Origin of the sequence: Aerococcus sp. Group 1 (assembly GCF_000193205.1) — a bacterium.
Lineage (GTDB): Bacteria > Bacillota > Bacilli > Lactobacillales > Aerococcaceae > Aerococcus > Aerococcus urinae_A.
Genome location: NC_015278.1, coordinates 941,770 through 958,363, shown reverse-complemented (window position 1 = coordinate 958,363; position 16,594 = coordinate 941,770). Strand labels below are relative to the sequence as shown.

10 protein-coding genes are annotated in these 16,594 nt (G+C 42.4%); 3 read left to right on the top strand and 7 right to left on the bottom strand.

Going from position 1 to position 16,594, the window contains the following annotated elements; translation table 11 throughout:
* Position 1: 1 nt before the first annotated feature.
* Entirely contained in the window at positions 2–1,222 is a 1,221-nt protein-coding gene (locus HMPREF9243_RS04410; protein WP_013669929.1) for an MFS transporter, read from the top strand.
* Between the two features lie 14 nt (positions 1,223–1,236).
* Here HMPREF9243_RS04410 and HMPREF9243_RS04405 read toward each other — a convergent pair whose 3' ends face one another.
* Positions 1,237–2,097: an Rgg/GadR/MutR family transcriptional regulator gene (locus tag HMPREF9243_RS04405; protein ID WP_013669169.1), complete on the bottom strand. Its 861-nt coding sequence runs from the start codon at positions 2,095–2,097 to the stop codon at positions 1,237–1,239.
* A 69-nt stretch (positions 2,098–2,166) separates the two neighbouring features.
* Complete coding sequence (locus HMPREF9243_RS04400) at positions 2,167–3,027, bottom strand: NAD(P)-dependent oxidoreductase (protein WP_013669721.1); 861 nt, start codon at positions 3,025–3,027, stop codon at positions 2,167–2,169.
* A gap of 186 nt (positions 3,028–3,213) precedes the next feature.
* On the opposite strand from HMPREF9243_RS04400, the gene HMPREF9243_RS04395 reads away from it, so the two are divergent.
* The gene (locus tag HMPREF9243_RS04395; protein ID WP_013669004.1) at positions 3,214–3,735 is read left to right on the top strand and encodes an HdeD family acid-resistance protein; all 522 of its coding nucleotides are present in this window, start codon (positions 3,214–3,216) and stop codon (positions 3,733–3,735) included.
* Positions 3,736–3,802: 67 nt separating this feature from the next.
* Here the strand turns inward: HMPREF9243_RS04395 and HMPREF9243_RS04390 are convergent, their stop codons facing one another.
* From HMPREF9243_RS04390 to HMPREF9243_RS04380, 3 genes are all read right to left on the bottom strand, one after another.
* On the bottom strand, positions 3,803–4,375 hold the full coding sequence (locus HMPREF9243_RS04390) for a TetR/AcrR family transcriptional regulator (RefSeq protein WP_013670018.1): 573 nt from the start codon (positions 4,373–4,375) through the stop codon (positions 3,803–3,805).
* 120 nt (positions 4,376–4,495) lie between these two features.
* Complete coding sequence (gene gorA / locus HMPREF9243_RS04385; protein ID WP_013669082.1) at positions 4,496–5,848, bottom strand: glutathione-disulfide reductase; 1,353 nt, start codon at positions 5,846–5,848, stop codon at positions 4,496–4,498.
* Between the two features lie 115 nt (positions 5,849–5,963).
* Positions 5,964–6,518, bottom strand: a complete 555-nt coding sequence (locus HMPREF9243_RS04380; RefSeq protein WP_013669299.1) for a hypothetical protein — start codon at positions 6,516–6,518, stop codon at positions 5,964–5,966.
* 184 nt (positions 6,519–6,702) lie between these two features.
* On the opposite strand from HMPREF9243_RS04380, the gene HMPREF9243_RS04375 reads away from it, so the two are divergent.
* Positions 6,703–7,899: an O-antigen ligase gene (locus HMPREF9243_RS04375; RefSeq protein ID WP_013668715.1), complete on the top strand. Its 1,197-nt coding sequence runs from the start codon at positions 6,703–6,705 to the stop codon at positions 7,897–7,899.
* A gap of 129 nt (positions 7,900–8,028) precedes the next feature.
* On the opposite strand, the gene HMPREF9243_RS09880 is transcribed toward HMPREF9243_RS04375, so the two are convergent.
* On the bottom strand, positions 8,029–15,039 hold the full coding sequence (locus tag HMPREF9243_RS09880) for a YPDG domain-containing protein (protein WP_049776748.1): 7,011 nt from the start codon (positions 15,037–15,039) through the stop codon (positions 8,029–8,031).
* Complete coding sequence (locus HMPREF9243_RS04365) at positions 14,973–16,352, bottom strand: YSIRK-type signal peptide-containing protein (RefSeq protein WP_013669013.1); 1,380 nt, start codon at positions 16,350–16,352, stop codon at positions 14,973–14,975. The genes HMPREF9243_RS09880 and HMPREF9243_RS04365 overlap by 67 nt, the downstream gene beginning before the upstream one ends.
* Positions 16,353–16,594 lie beyond the last annotated feature (242 nt).

The window sequence follows — 16,594 nt, the reverse complement described above, 5'->3', positions numbered from 1 at the left end:
AATGATTAATTTCATTAAAAATAATAAACTTTTTGTCCGGATGACTGGGATAAACTTCTTATCAAAAATTGGTGATAATTTGTTCTACACTGCGATGTTATCAGCAGCGATTATATTACCCAATAGTAAATTAGCTGTTCTAATTGTATCTATTTCTGAAAGCCTCCCAATTTTAATCAGCATATTTTTTGGTGTAATAGCTGATAAACAAAAAGGTAAAATAAATCAATTAATAGGGAGTTCACTTTTTAGGTCGCTTATGTATATATGCATAAGTATAATTTTTAGATATCCTCAAAGTTTACTTTTGCTTCTGTTAGCATCATTTATGAACCTTTTATCAGATATTAGCGGAAATTACGCAACTGCGTTATTTTCTCCTTTTACTAAAACAATGATTGCCCCTCAAGACATGGAAACGGCACAAGGTTTTGTTAGCGTAGGAACACAATTAGTCGCCGTATTCGCAACCTTTACTGGGTCTTTATTACTAACTATCTATAGCAAGAGTATGCTAGCTATAATAAATGCATCAATATTTCTATTAATAGCTTTTTTATATTATTTACTAAAGCCATCTTTAAAAGCCCAAGGTTTTAAAATAAAAAGTTTTACGAATACAAAGACGCTTTCAATTGTAAAAGAAAACTTAACATCCTTTATATCAAATCATAGCTTGTTAATTAATCTTATTCAATTAGCTATGCTCAATGGCTTTTTTGGTGGACAAACACCTTTATTTGCACTCTTTATAGAAGAAAACAACCAATTAAACTTTCTCTCTAATCCATTTAAAATTGCGCTCTTATCAGGTATCATAACCTTATCAATGATACTTGGGAGTAGTTTAACTACTTATATTTTAAAGAAACAATCCATTTTTCATATAAATATCTTATCAGACTGCTTTATAGTCATCATAGCTATGGCCTATTTATATAATAATATATGGGGTATCCTGGTCGGAAATTCATGTCTAGCATTTTTACTTGGAATTGTTTCTCCTAGATTTTCTGCTAATGTAATCAATCAATATCCTGTCGATAGACTCGGTGGGGTTATCACAGTTATTAATGCCTTTTTAGTAATAATACCACCGTTAACTAGCGTTATTTTTCCTATGATATCGACTATTAACTTGAAACTCGCTTATATTTGTCTCATTGCTTATGCTTTAATTTTAATAATAATTAGTGTTTTAACAAATAAAATAGCGAAATAGTTAGATGATTTACACTACAATAAACCAATAATATTATCACGTAAAAAATTAGCAACTTCTTCATAACCCATATTGTTAACATCACTAATATACTTTTTAACAAGTTGTAAATCATTGTTTCTATTTTCTTGATAATCCAAAATCATTTTTAAGCAATTTAGAACAGTTAGTGAAAACATGTCTTGGTAGTCTAAAATATTATCTAAGTGATTCATAAAATAAAAAGAATCTTCATATTTTCCTCTTTCCAATAATTCAAAAATAATATTTAGAATTATTAGATGAGTTCGATGCTTATTTTCTGGAATTTTCAAATATAGAGAATTCCTTTTGCAAAAACCCTTTCCAAGAAATATGAGATCACTGTTTGATAATACATGCAGTGTATTACCAAAAATATATAATTCATATTCTGTCCATTCTTCGATGCTATATAAATAGCTTGCTATAAATTCTTTATCATCTTTCTTTATCTTATTCTCTACTTTTAAATCATGAATAGCACATTCAATAACAAGTCTATTTAGTCGATTATAGCTTTCATTATTTTCAGAATATTTTTCAAAATTAATGAGCATCCTTTCAAGTCCTTCAATATCTTTACTTGAATGGTAATGAGAGATTAGCTTAGCTTGCTGAAAAAAGGCACTCGGCTCGTATTGATAATAAGCGTGCTCAAATTCTACTAAACTCATATGAATAGCAGAAATTGCAGATATTAACTTATCAGCTGACAACATAGTTTGGCCGTTTTCAAACTTAGATAACTGTGCTTGTGATAGCTGACTACTTGTCACATCTTTCATTTTCAATCCTCTTGCTAATCGTAATTCTCTAAACAGTTCCCCCAAATGAGGTGAATCTAATTTTGTCAAATAAGCGTTCTCCTTTCTAACTCACCCTATCAATATAATTAATAAAGTTTTAAAATAACTGTATTTGTACTAGCCCCACCACAATTTAATCAAGGCTTGGATTCCATCATCTTCACTAAATTGATGGGCCAGTTTTTGATAGAGGTCATAAGCCAGTTGGGTTCCAGGGAGTTTGAGGTTTTCTTTTTCTGCGACTTCAAGGGCAATTCTCAGGTCTTTGATAAAGTGTTTAACGAAGAATCCCGGGCTGTAGTCTTCCTTAAGAATACGGGGGCCATATTGTTCCAGGGAAAAATTAGCAGCTGCCCCACTATTTAAAGTTTTAATGACTTGGTCTAAATTCAAGTCATTATTTTTTGCATAGGCCAAGGCCTCACACATCCCTGTCATGGTCCCTGCAATCATAATTTGGTTGGCCATCTTAGCGTCTTGGCCCTTACCAGCTGGACCGAAAAATTCAATCTGCTGGCAAAAATTAGCTAAAATGGGTTTGATTTGACCTAAAATTTCTTCATCCCCGCCAACTAAAGTCGTTAAGCGCCCTTCTTGGGCACCAATGTCTCCTCCCGTTACCGGCGCATCTAAAACGCTCACGCCAAGTGCTTGACCTTCTCGATAGAGTCTAACCGCTAGCCCTGGACTTGAAGTGGTCATTTCGACAAAGATTTGCCCGGACCGGCAAGCTGAAAAGAGCCCTGCTTCCCCTAGGTAAACTTCCTCGACATCGTGCGGGTAGCCTAAAATAGTGAACACTAAATCAGATTGTTCAGCGATCTGACTTGGTGAATCAAGCCACTGAGCCCCCAAGTCAATTAAGGGCTGGGCTTTTTTCTTGGTTCGGTTATAAACATTAAGAGCATACCCTGCCTGGATTAAATGACTGGCCATGGATTTTCCCATGACTCCTAAGCCGATAAAACCGATTTTCATCGAACAACACCCTTTCTCCTAAAAAAATTTTTTCTATTAATAGTTTACCATTGACTTAGTCATTTAGCTCTTAGCTTAGCTAATGGTATGCAATGAGCCAATTCTTTGATCTTATTGTTTATTTTTGATAAGGTTATTATATTCAAAAATAAGTTGACAAAATATTTTGACAAAGGAGACGATAGAATGAATGAAAATCAACAGGGCGTAAAATGGGGCGAACTCATTGTAGGGATTTTATTTATTATCCTGGCCATTATTAGTTTTAGAAATCCAGCAGTGAGTCTAGTGAGCTTAATTTACTTTTATGCCGCTGGGGCGATTGTTTCTGGAATCGTGAACCTCTATACTCGCCATCAATTACGACAAGTTAGTGATCAAAATTATACGGTCATGTTAATTGTGGGCATTTTAAATTTAATTATCGGGGTTATTTTATTTTTCAATGTGGAAATCGGTTTCCTCACCATTCCATTCCTAGTAGCCATTTGGTTTATTTCTGAAGGAATTGGGCTCTTAACTTCCAGCTCCCTGGTTGGTTTTGTGAGTCCAGTTGGCAGAGGCCTCTCCATTTTCCTAGGTATTGTTGGGATTATCGTTGCTATTTCGATCTTCTTCAATCCCCTATCCGCCTACTTTACAGTAGTCTTCCTGATTGGGGCTTACTTCTTATTCTCCGGTATTGCCCACATTATCCGGGCCCTATAGTATTTGATAACAAAATGTGATGAACTTAAAAGCGGACTTTACGGTTAAAAAAGTAAAGTCCGCTTTTTTAATGGTCATAAAGATAACGATCGATAAAGTCAGTGAAGAGCTCCATATCCAGCTTTCCCTGCATCACTTGATTAATAAAGATAGCAAAAAGAAAGTCAACCACTTGGTCTGCTGAGTGTTTTTCAAAGGCCAGGTTGCGAATAGCCGGATCGTCTTCTAAGCACTGGAGGAGATAGCCTTTTAAATGTTTGATGTAGCGATCCATTTGGGCATTGGCTTTCCCCTTTTGTGACTGAGAAAAGACCAAGGTATGTTGGGAGAAGAAATGGGGGTACTTCTTGGCCCCCGCAGCCAATAACTGGTAAAGAGTCAAAAAGGCTTGAGATAAGGGCTGGCTGGACCGATTGAGATGTTCTGATTGATTAGGAATTAAAATATCCCGCCAGACTGCTGCCACAGTTTGCAACAATAAGTCATTCTTATCTTCAAAGTAGTTATATAAAACCCCTAAAGATATTTGACAGCGCTTGGCTAAACGGCGCATATTGACTGCTTGGATCCCCTCTTCTTGGACCAATTGTAAGGCGACTTTTAAAATTTCTTGACTTGAACTGACTTTGCGATTAACCACAGAATACCTCCCTCCCAGACTATTGCTCATGTTCTATTTATATTACCATCCAAGCCCACTTGAATCAAAAGCAAAAAAGCTGGGATTTTCTCCCAGCCTCATAAAAAATAGTAAACACGCTTAACGCATAGTAACAAATTCTTCCGCTCCAGTTGGATGGAGGGCAATGGTTTGATCAAATTGCTTCTTAGTCGCCCCCATCGAGATAGCCACTGCAAAGCCTTGTAACATTTCATCAGCACCAAAACCAATCCCATGGAGACCAATGATTTTTTCCTCATCTCCTAGGCAGACCAACTTCATATAAATATTTTCCCGGTTAGAGGTCATTCCTGAAATCATTGAGGTAAAGTTGGTGTCATAAGTGGTAATCTTTTGTCCTTCAAAGGCTTGCTTAGCCGCTTCCTCGGTATAGCCCATGGTAATAATTGGTGGGTGGGCAAAAACAATGGAAGGCACCATATTATAGTCTAAATAGAATGGTTCTTGACCATTAAATAGATGATCTGATAGGGTCCGCCCTACCTTAATAGCTACTGGGGTTAATTCCACTTTACCAATCACATCACCGAAGGCATAGACCTTATCTGCGGTCGTATTATGGTAGTCATCGACCTTGATGTAACCCTTATCGGTTAACTCGATAGAGGTGTTTTCTAGGCCAATATTTTCCGTGTTCGGTTGACGACCAATGGCATAAAGTACCCGGTCGCTAAGGACTTCATCATCTTCTTTGAAAGTGGTTTTAAAGGTCCCGTCTGCCGTTTTCTCAATTTTAGTTACATTATGGTTGCTGAGTACGGTAATACCCTGTTTCTTCATATTTTCCATTAAGGATTCAGTAATTTTAGCTTCATAGTGGCGGAGAGGCGTTTCATGACGAACGGCTAGCGTTACATCAACCCCAAATTCTTGCAACATACCGGCCATTTCTACAGCGATATAACCAGCGCCTACAATCAGTAAGGAGTCTGGTAGGTCGTCCCAGTTAAAGACATCATCACTCACATCCACTAAGTCAATGCCAGGAATGCCTTCAGGTAAGGCAGGCCGGCCACCAGTGAGTACACTAATATGTTCGCCGTAAAATTGTTCGCCATCGACTTCGACAATATGGTCTTCAACAAACTTAGCATAACCCTTTTTATAATGGGTTCCCCGGCTTTCAAAGCCCTTGAAATAAGAATTATGAACCCGGTCAATATATTCATCCCGGTGTTTTTTCAAAGTTTGAAAATCAAAGTTCTTCAAGGGCGCGTCAATGCCGTAATCAAGGGCATAGTCTCTTAGTAATTCCAGAATATGTGCCCCGTACCACATGCCCTTTTTAGGGACACAGCCCCGGTTGACACAGGTACCACCAACTTCATCTTTTTCAATGATAAGGGTCTTAGCTCCATATTCAGCGGCCCGGTTAGCAGAAGCAATCCCAGCACTGCCCCCACCGATAACTATATAATCAAATCTTTCCATTCGTTAAAATCCTTTCCTAGAAAACGACGCTTCTCTTGAGCTTCTTTAACGGCTTCATGAGCTTGATAAGCCCGACATGGAATAAAGTCAATGCCTTGTTTTCTTTGCAACTGTTTTATTTTTCTGCATCACTAATATAGACATCGGCCGTCACTTCTTCCTCAGCTGCTAAATAACAGTAGGTTAAGCTTTGACTAGCAGGAACTTCAACCTGACTACGTCCTTGGTTATCATAGGCAAGGTAGAAGAGTTGGCCAGCTTGGTTATATCTGTAGGCGTATACCACAATCCAATGGTTGCCATAGCTACTTTTTAGCGGTTTTTGGAGGCCCACAATAAATGGCCCAAAACCCTGGTCGATCAAATCTGGTAAATTAATCTCAGTTAGTAACCCCGCCTTGACTTGATAAGGCATCTTTTCACAGAACATGGATAAAGCTAAGGCGATATCCCAAATAAAACTTCCGCGATAAGGTCGCTTATCATCAACAATTTCTTTAAAACCTGCTACTAAAGTGTCCTTATCTAAGTCGACCCCGGTGTCTTTGAGGGTATGATAATGTACCAGCACACTACAGCAGTAGGATCCACAAATTCCTGGACTGCTAGAGTTCTTCCAGGAGCGATAGCGATTAAACGCCTTGGGATCCAAGCCTTTCCAATCTGTCATTCTACTCGCCTCTTTCTATATAAGTTTATTCTAGCATGTTTATTGTCGATCTAAAACGAAAGCGCTCAATCACTTATAAATAATTTTAAAAAATTAGCTAAAGATGCTTAAAATGATTGTAATTTAAGCTGATTTAGGCTAAAGTTTAAAGGATTGATACTCTTTCTGAAAGTAGGTGACTTACTTGCTAGAAGATGGCAAAGCCTTCTTACCAGGAGCAATTCAATCCATACTGATGACCATCTTATTGGTCAGCCTGTTCTTTCCATTTTATATAACCCTTGTTGTTTTTGGGGTTGTTTTTATCTTGTTGTTGGCAACAGGAATGCTATCGGTCAAACACTGGCCAAATGACTCTTTAATCACAAGTTTATTTTCCTTCCCTTTTTATGCCTTTTTAATCTCTATTGTACATGAAAATTGGGTAGGTGGACTGATCTCAGTTGGTTTATTAATTGCCCTTCTTTATTCGATTTACTATACGAAACAGGTTCGACCTGACTATCTGTCCGAAATCGTAAATATTACTTTAATTGCAAGTATTATCATTTTTATTTTTACTCTCTTAGAGCACTTTAATATTATCTCAGAATGGGACTATACCTTTATTTCTCCTGCCATGAACAAAGTGCATCCCGACCGGGTAGAAGCAACCTTTTTTAACCCAAATTATTTCGCCATGATGCTGGAATTCTTTATTGTTATCGCCATGTATCGGATGAAGACTACTAAACACTTGGCTAAAAAGTTGACCTGTCTCTTTTTAATTGCTTGTAATTTACTGGCCATTGTTTATACTGGCTGCCGGACCAGTGCCATCGTGATTATAGGGGCCTCTTATGTTTTCTTTTATGTGATTGGCTATAAGAAAACCGCCATCTACTCCCTACTAGGTCTCAGTATCTTAGGACTGATCGCTTGGGGGATGGGCCTTATGCCACGCTTTGACGACTTGGCCTATGCCTTTTCCGACCGCTTTGACATCTGGCAAACCGGCTGGCAGGCCTTTAAGGATAATGTCTGGTTTGGCCAAGGTCCCTTAACCTATATGCATGTTTACAGTGAATACACCACCAAGTATACCCAGCATGCTCATAATATTTTCCTAGATACGCTCTTATCTTACGGTATCATCGGGTCTAGCCTTCTGGTCTATCCCCTTTACCGGCTAGGAAAGATGCTCAATGAGATGCGGCGATATTCAAGTATCCGTCCCGAACTGGCATTAATCTGTAGTTTGCTCAGTGTGGTATTAATCCATGGCCTAACCGATGTCACCATCTTTTGGATCCAAACCGCTGGCTTACTGATGGCCATTGTATTAGTCGGTCCCAATCTCCTTAAGACCGCCAAGGAAAAGACAAATCAATTAGAAGAATAGAAAATTACATCGGTAATAAAAGTAGCTCAATCTACATTCTCTAGATTGAGCTACTTTTTTTGTTGCCTTTTATTAATAAAAAAGCACCCCGCTAAGCGAGGTGCTGGAAGAGAAGCTAATCAGTGACGATTAGTCTTCTTTTTTCTTTTTACCTAAAGCCAGGATGGAACCCGTTCCAATCAGAGCTAGAGCCAATGAGCGTGCTAACCCTGCAACTGAGCCGGTTTGAGGAAGTTGGGTATGCACTTGGGCAGGCGCTGGCTCGTCCTTGACCTCATCTTTGCCTTCGGGTTGTGGTTCAGGAGTTGGGGTTGGCGTAGGTGTCACGCCGCTGCCGCCCTTGCCTTCGACTGTCACGGTAACGGTGACGCTTTCGCTTGAACCATCAGGGTAGGTCACGATGATTGTTTTCTCAATCGTGTCGCCTGCTTTGGCCCCTTCAGGCACGTCGACAGTCACTTCACCTGTTTCAGGATCTACTGTGATGCCCGTTTCACCTTCGCCTGGCTTGAAGCTGGTGCCGGCTGGTGGGGTCACCACTTGACCTTCTTCATCCTTGAAAATAGGTTCGCCGATTTCTACCTTGGTGCCGGGTTGACCTGTGCCTGGTTTGTATTCCGGTTGGTAGATGTCCTTGTCTTCCTTAACCGCTGGTGTTTGACCAGTTACAGTGGTTTCGACAGGGTCGCCCGTCCGGGTTTCGGTAGAACCATCTGGATTGGTGTATTCCTTGGATGGGATGATGGTGATGGTGTCACCCTTGCCTTGACGAGGCACTTCAATCGTGAAATCACCGTTCTCATCGGAAGTGCCAGTGCCGATGGTCTTGCCATCTTTATCTTTCACTTCGACTTTGGCATTTGGAACAGTTGTCTTACCTGTGACCTTAGTTTGGTCTGAACCAGGCTCATTGTCAGCCCCTGGATTGGTAATTTGTGGAGTTTCTTTAACAACGGTTTCGCCATTACCATCCGGATTGCCTGGCGTAAAGTTGCCTTGATTGTCCTTCTTACCTGGAACGATGGTTACCTTGTCGCCAGGATTTTGTTTCGGTACATCGAGATCAATGTTACCTTGGTCATCTGATGTTCCTGTGCCGATGGTGTTTCCGTCTTTATCCTTGACTTCAACATCGGTATTTGGAGTAGTCTTACCAGTCACCTTAGTGGTATCTTCACCTGGTTTATTTTCAGCGTCAGGTTGAGTCACTTTAGGGAAGTCAGACTCATCTTTTGGATCGGTGCCACGGTCTTTTTCTTCCTGGTCGGTCCAACCGTCGTTGTCGTCGTCCTTGTCACCTTGGTCAATGCCTGGAACATTTGGATTATTTGGATCTTGAGGCATGCCAGTATCCTTGTCAGGTTGGCCATCTTTATCGGTATCACGATAAACGGTAATCGTTGATTCAGCCGCTACTGGATTGCCATCTTGATCTTTAACAGGATTACCATCCTTATCAAGAACAGAAACTTCAACGGTAATCGTCCGTGTTTCTTCTTCTGGACTCCAGTCCTTAATTTCTGGTTGACCTGTGACTTGACCAGTTGTTGGATCAACAGTTAGGCCTGGATAGCTGTCTTGACCATCAATGGTTACCTTCACGTTGCCGCCTTCTGGGATGTTATCAGCTTGAGGAGTTACTGGAGTTATATCCTCACCTTCAAGAACGTTTTGAGACTTAGGAGCTACTTCCACACTGGTCTCAGAAATAGCAGGTGTATCTTCTGTGACTGTCGTTTCAACTAGATCACCTGTCCGAGTTTCAGTGGAACCATCTGGGTTATTGTAGTCCTTAGATGGAATTATAGTTACTTTATCGCTTGGATCTTGATGAGGCACCTCAATCGTGAAGTCACCGTTCTCATCAGACGTACCAGTCCCAATGGTGTTGCCATCTTTATCCTTCACTTCAACCTTAGAATTTGGAACGGTGGTCTTGCCGGTTACCTTGGTCTGATCTGAGCCAGGTTCGTTTTTAGCCCCTGGATTATTGATTTGTGGGGTTTCTTTAACAACTGTTTCGGCATTGCCATCCGGGTTCCCTGGAGTAAAGTTGCCTTGGTCGTCCTTCTTACCTGGAACGATGGTCACTTTATCGCCAGGATTTTGCTTCGGTACATCAAGGTCGATATTACCTTGGTCGTCTGAAGTGCCAGTACCGATGGTATTTCCATCTTTGTCCTTGACTTCCACTTCAGTATTTGGCGTAGTCTTGCCGGTAACCTTGGTGGTGTCTTGACCTGGGGTATTTTCCGCACCAGGTTCAGTCACACGTGGGAAGCTGTTTTCATCTTTGCCGTCCGTTCCACGGTCTTTTTCTTCCTGGTCGGTCCAACCGTCGTTGTCATCATCCTTGTCGCCTTGGTCGATGCCTGGGACAGATGGATTGTTTGGATCTTGCGGCATACCGGTATCCTTGTCGGGTTGGCCGTCCTTATCGGTATCGCGGTAAACGGTGATGGTTGATTCAGCTGTCACTGGGTTGCCGTCTGCATCACGGACTGGATTGCCGTCCTTGTCTTGGACTTGGGCGGTTACGGTAATGGTCCGAGTTTCCTCTTCAGGGGCCCAGTCAGTAATTTGTGGTTGCCCCGTCACTTGGCCGCTATCTGGGTCGACAGTCAAACCTGGGTAAGTGTCTTGGCCATCGATGGTTACCTTCACGTTGCCGCCTTCTGGGACATTGTCCGCTTGAGGCGTTACTGGGGTGATGTCCTTGCCTTCCAGAGCGTTTTGTGACTTCGGTGTCAGCTCGACGCTGGACTCAGCAGGTGTTTCACCCGCATTTGGATTCGTCACGGTAACTTTGACGGTTCGAGTGATGGCTTCATCGGTTGGTTGGCCTTGGTCATCTTTTTGACCGGTGCCAGTTGACGTGATTTCAACAGGGATTTCAACGACTTTTTCGGTTTCACCAGGTTGGAAGTCCACGGTCGGTGTGCCAACTAAGTTGCCGTTTTCATCCACAGACAGACCGTCCACTGGGGCAGGGGTTGAAACCTTAGCACCCGGTTTATTTGGTGTCACGACCTTGGTATTCTCAGGCACAGCTTGGCCATTGGTTGCGGTCGTATCGGTTGTTTGCGCATCCAGGCCGTCCCAAGTCTTAGACGCTTGGTCCTCCGTATCTGGAATGCCGTCGTTGTCATCATCTTCGTCGGTTTTATCCGCTTGGCCGTCGCCGTCTGTGTCGCGGAGAACGGTGACATTAATCGGCTCAGTCGCTTCATTGCCCGCTGGATCGACTGCCTTGACGGTTGCTGAGAAGTCGCGCGCCTCATCCTGGTCATCCGCCCATTGAACCGTCCCCGCTGGAACCGTCCCTTCGATCTGTTGGGTCTCAGGATTGTAGGATAAACCATCTGGCAAGCCGTCAACGGTCACGGTTGCTTCCGGATCATCCGTTGTCACTGAAACAGGGTCAATAGGCTGTCCTTCAGTGGCTTGGATATCCTTGGCTGACACGGTAATTGATGGGGCGGTGGTGTCGGCTTCTGGAGCAGGACTAGCTGTCGCTGTGAAGCGAGACGGACTATCAGCAGTTACCGTTTGTGCCGGATCATTGTCCCAAACAGGATTTTCGTAACCTGCTTGTGCTGTGAGTTCAGGAATCTTATCAGCTGGAATGCTGGTTCCTTCCTTAACATGATAGGTCTTATTGCCACCTTCAAATGGTGTTACCCCTTGCCCCGCAACGAGGTCTACCTTCTTGTAACCTTCAGGGACAGGCGCATCTGGATCGTTTGTTCGATCGATAAATCCTGGATCCGTGACATTGATGGTAGCATTGGCTTGGTCAGTTGACCCATCTTGGTACTTAACGGTTACTGGTACAGTGATGGCCTTACCTGGCACTTTAGCTGTTTCAGCAGGATCTACAGTGACAACCCCTGTTTGTGGATCCACCTGAACGGCGACTTGTGTTCCCTCAACATCCACTGTCTCAGGTGCAGTATAAGCCGCTTCTGAGTCTAAAGCTGGCGTAGCCGCTTGGTTCTTAGAATCCGTAAAGCTTGGGCTAGCTGTTTCAGCCTTATTTCCTGGAATCACATCAACTGCTTCATAAGCTGGTGTGTATTCAGAAGCTTGGCTATAAACCGTTACGTTAAAGGTCCGATTGGTCGCGTCCCCTGCTTTAGCATTCTTCGCGTCTACCACAATAGTATAAGTGTGCTCTTCTTCCCCTTCAGGCAAGATTGGGCTACCTGTCACTTGACCAGTTTCAGGATTGTAAGTTAAACCTGCACTGGCAAGGTCTTGATAGGTCACATTGCCCTGAGCATCGGTTGTTGCGATACGAACACTAAGTTGGTTAGCAAGCTCTTCTGTATCTGTTTGACCATCCGTACCTACAGTTGCAAAGTGTACTTGACCATTTTCTGTGCTTGCTGGATTCACTTGACCCGCTGCATCGACAAATTGGTCAACCTTAACAGCTGTCATGTCTTGACCCTTAGCCACTCTCTGGTCGCTGTTTATATCTTTAAGATCAAGCACATCAACCTTGGCAGTGACTTCTGGATTGCCTTCGCCCACAGTGGTGTAATTAGCTGAGTGAACTTGTCCACCAGTCGTTAAGGTAATCAAGATCGTTTGGCCTTGGGTCAAGGTTGTTCCCTCTGGCGTGTTAATACTGTATTCGCCGCTTTGAGGGTCTACAGCTGAGCTGCCGAGTGCCGTCACGCTACCGTCTTCATTAACAATAGCTGCTTGAACACTTGGTGCATCTGCTTCACTGAAGCCTGTGTTAACTACGCCATGAACGCTCGTATCTTTATCACGTGCGGATTGGACAAGAATATTCGCATTGGTTCCGGTGAGGCCTTCATTGACAATCGCTTTTTCGATTGGGGAAAGAAGTTGTTTTTCTTCCTCACTTAGATTGGATAAGCGATCATTCTGGAATTCATCCGGACGGCCATCGCCATCGATATCTGAGATGCGGTAACCCACATTGGCGTTGGAGTTACGAACAACTGGGCCGGAGTCAAGGGTGAGGTAACCCGTGAAGGCAAAGCTGGCATCTGGATAAGCCTTGAGGATGTCTTCAGCTGTGACACCATCACGCAGCTTGTAAACAATCCGAGCAGCTGCAGGATCCAAGTGAGAGTTGTTGAAGTTGAAGATCCGACTTACGGTATCGTTCTGTGGATCTAACTTGAAGACCCCTTCACCTGTTTCCCGATTGAATTCGCTTTGGAAGTCATCATTCCGTGAGTCGAGGCCATTGAAGAAGACCTTGGCTTGAGGAATATAGTTCTTATCAAAACCAACTGCTGAGTTATTGTAGTAATCCTTACCATTTGGCACATAGTAGAGTTCAGCAGACTCAATATAAGGCAAGAGACGTTGGTCTACCGTGTAGTGGTAGTGGATAGGATTGGTAGTTGCACCAGCTGTGTTCAGTGATGAGCCGCCTTGCTTAGCAAAAATTTGATCAAAGACAAAGCCGCGCATCTTATCCCCAGTTAAGCCGGTATATGGACTCACTTCGTCGCCTTCCTTGTAGCTAACTTCCCCACCGGATAAACGGAACCAGTTATTGAAGGTTGGGTTCTTAGCAACATTGTCAGCAGCTACTTTTTCATCATACTGGGTTGGGTTGACCTTCATAAAGGTAGATGAGTAAGAACCTTCAATCATCGCCTTGTTGGCATTGTTGTAGATGAAGGAAGTTGATCCGAAGTCGCCGTTGGTTACAGGACGTCCTAATTCTTGTTCCGTCTCATCGATAATGGACTTGATAGAAGAATCTAAAGTCACCTTAGCTAGGTAGTTGTACTGTGCCCCAATTGCTGTATTGGTCATCAGGGCTTCATTATCTGCTGCCCCGCCCCAAGCACGCATCCGCCATGAATTAGTCTTGTCGCCATTGCGGTTGACTATCCGTTCGAATTCAGTTCCAGAGCCATTTTCAACTTTAGTAATGTGCTTGGCCAGATAGTCAGAGAATTCAATGATATAATCCCATTTCTTTAGCGTTTCTAGGCTAGAGCTTGGGATTCCATGAATCAAGCTCGATATCGTCACATCAATTTCATTTTGTGCCTGAGTTTCCGGAGTGATGGCATCAGCTAATTGGTGGACTTGATTGTTAAAGAAGCCTTCAGAGTTCTCGTTACGTGAGTCTTCATTGCTTTGTGGAATGAAGCGCTCTTCAGAGACCTTCTGACCAGATTCACCAGGGCGCTTGTTGACATCCACAAGTCCCGAAATCAAGTTAGAGGTCGATGAACGTGGTAATTCTACAACAACTTTGATTTCTTTTTGTCCTAATTTAGAAGTATCCACGAAGAAACCGCGTGAAATCTTATTACCGTCAGCGTCTAGTTTATCATTGCCATCCGCATCTTTCTCAAAGAGTTCGACAATCGCAGATTGGGTCACTTCATCATCCGCAAAGCTAAACTTAGTGCCTTCTGGTAAATCAACTGCTTGACCATCAGCTGTCTTAGTCAGGTTTTGGGCCAAGTCTTTAGCAGTGACTTCCGTATTCAGGAGAACGGTCCGATTTTGGCCAGCTAATTCATAGTTAATTTCAGGCTTGGCTGGTTCTGGCAAGTCACCTTCTGCTGGATTCGTTTGGCTGGTATCATCTACGCCTGGATTGCCTTCATTAGTAATTGGGCTTGGATCGCCGGAGAAGTCACCGAAGTTGTAAGTGATGTTAGCTTCGGTGTTAGCCACGTAGTTTCCTTTTTCATCAAGGAAGAAGCCATCGAAGACATAACGTTGGTCCAGACTCTTAGGAATAAGTTGATTGATATTCACATCATCTTTAAGGTAGTAAACGACGCGAAGAGCTGATGGTTGGTAGCCTTCCCCAGAATTATGGTTAAATTGATCCATATTTGTTGGATCTAAGTGGAAATGCCCCGCACCAGTTCTTGGATTGTAATCCATGTAGTATTGGTCATACTTACCATCTAAGCCACCATCATTAGCGATCGGTAAAGTCTTAGCTACGCCGCCCTTAGCATGTAAGATTAAGCCATTGTAGAAGACTTGGGATTTCGGATCAAGTTGACGATTGAAGCTATACCCTTGGTCGCCATCTTCTAATTTATAAATACCTACCCCTTTGATATATGGTAGCAGGCGTTCATCTGCTTGGAAGTGATAGGTAGATGGCGTATCCACAATTTCACCAGCCGAGCGTTTGGTGAAGGTTTGGTCAACTGCAATCCCACGAATTTTCGCATTTTCATCAAATTGTCCTGTGTGAGGATTGTAGGTCCCCCCTCAACATATTGGGCATGACCATTCGACAGAGCATAATCACCAACAACTTCTTGGGCATAGCCTGCTTCTTGTAATTTATCTAAATTATTAGAAGCTGTGTTCAAATGTTGGGTGTTAATGGTGCCTTCAACAACCTTATTTTCAACTGGATCATAAAGATAAGAGTTGAAGAAGAGTTCATTACGGCGAGCAGCTTCAGGATTAGCAGCAACAATGTTTGCTAGACTTTCATTTAAGAAAATCTGGATTTTAGCCGCTTGAACTACTCCTATAGCTGGTGCTGCAAAAACTGAATTATAGTTCACGATCGAATTGGGATTATTAGAACTTGACACCACATCGTTATCAAAAGCATTAGCCCGCCAAGTATTGCTTACCTTTGACGGATCATCAGCATCTTGCAACCGATCGAATGAAAAATCTCGGTCAAATACTTGAGGATTTTCATTGGCTTGGTAACGAATATCTGTAATATGTTTAGCTAAACGCTCATCAATTTCATAGCGAAGCTCAAAACGGTCACGAGGCGCTGTCGTTGAGAGAAATACTTTATGGTCAACGGTTAGTTGATCCTTTTGAAGGTTTTCATCTTTGGTTAAATCTGGCGTTTTAGTCGCAAAACTTACCACATTATTCGATTTAAAGGTCCCCTCAGGATTATTAGGATCGATTGCCGCATTCAGATCATTAGAGTTTAAGGGCTGACCTGTGCGTTCAGTCCCATCTTCGTCTGTCGTTGGCGCATTCGCCACTTCAGTCTTTTCTTCCAGAGCTGGTTCCTTAGGTGCAGGTTTGGTAGATACTGCCCCATCAGAAGCCCCATTATCTGACTGACTTTCAATTTTTTCAGCAAGTTTAGGCTCTTGAACTTTTAAGTCTTTTTCGGTTTCAATGGTTTCAGCCACGCCACCATCGGCAGGGATCACTTGTTTAGTTACAGGATCACTAGTCGTTTTTTGGGTGTTGGGCTGGTTTTCATTGTCTTTGGCTGCTTGATCTACTTTACCTTGCTCTTCAGCCGTTAAGTTCAACTCACCATTCACAGCATCATTGGTACCAGCAGCTCGAGCGACTTGAACATCTCCCGCAAAGAGAAGCCCTGCTGCCACTGCGACAGAAGCCACGCCCACACTCAGGCGCTTAATGGAGTAACGATAGAACTTGTTACTCTGCTTCTCCTTCTTCACTTGATAATTATTTTTTCCAACCATATGGTCCTCCTTATACTTATACATATTTGTTTTTTATAAATAAATACTTTGCAAATATATAGTACCTAAAAAAAAAAAAAAACAATATTTTTTAAAATTAGAAAGCCTTCAACCATAATCTTATTTATTTATAAATCGATAACATCTCTTTATAAGACGTGGTTTTCCGGTTTTATCAGTAAATAAAATACAGTTTTGCTTTTGTAAGTCTAAAAATAATTCTTTTAGCTATTAACTTTAAA

What these genes read in the sequence shown, in the direction of transcription:
- HMPREF9243_RS04410 (WP_013669929.1), top strand. Translation starts at nt 2, where the DNA reads ATGATTAATTTCATTAAAAATAATAAACTTTTTGTCCGGATGACTGGG.
- HMPREF9243_RS04400 (WP_013669721.1), bottom strand. Translation starts at nt 3,027, where the DNA reads ATGAAAATCGGTTTTATCGGCTTAGGAGTCATGGGAAAATCCATGGCC.
- HMPREF9243_RS04395 (WP_013669004.1), top strand. Translation starts at nt 3,214, where the DNA reads ATGAATGAAAATCAACAGGGCGTAAAATGGGGCGAACTCATTGTAGGG.
- gorA (WP_013669082.1), bottom strand. Translation starts at nt 5,848, where the DNA reads ATGGAAAGATTTGATTATATAGTTATCGGTGGGGGCAGTGCTGGGATT.
- HMPREF9243_RS04380 (WP_013669299.1), bottom strand. Translation starts at nt 6,518, where the DNA reads ATGACAGATTGGAAAGGCTTGGATCCCAAGGCGTTTAATCGCTATCGC.
- HMPREF9243_RS04365 (WP_013669013.1), bottom strand. Translation starts at nt 16,352, where the DNA reads ATGGTTGGAAAAAATAATTATCAAGTGAAGAAGGAGAAGCAGAGTAAC.